The 380-nt window shown below is 75.5% G+C and carries 1 protein-coding gene; it reads left to right on the forward strand.

Annotated elements, in window-relative coordinates; translation table 11 throughout:
• Positions 1-2: 2 nt before the first annotated feature.
• The coding region (locus RNC47_RS37455; protein ID WP_311605353.1) for an iron chelate uptake ABC transporter family permease subunit at positions 3-380 on the forward strand (378 nt) is incomplete at its 3' end.

Here is a 380-nt window from a genome sequence, read left to right on the forward strand (position 1 = left end):
TCCTGACCGGGCGGGCGGAGGCGAGCCCGTTCCGCACGATCGTCCTGGACGTGCGGCTGCCCCGGGTCCTGCTCGGCATCGTCGTCGGCGCTGGACTCGCCGTCATCGGCACGGTCCTCCAGGCCCTCGTACGGAACCAGCTCGCCGACCCGTTCCTCCTCGGCGTCTCCTCCGGCGCCTCCACCGGCGCCCGGGAAGCCGTGGAACTGCGCGACGGGGACTCCGCGCGCTGGCACGGCAAGGGCGTCGACCGCGCGGTGGCCCACGTCAACGGGGAGATCGCGGCGTCCGTACGGGGCAGGGACGCGACGGACCAGGCGGGCCTCGATGCCGCGCTGACCGCCCTCGACGGCACCGCCACGAAGTCCCGGCTCGGCGCC

The organism is Streptomyces millisiae, from assembly GCF_031845425.1.
GTDB classification, from domain to species: Bacteria; Actinomycetota; Actinomycetes; order Streptomycetales; family Streptomycetaceae; genus Streptomyces; species Streptomyces millisiae.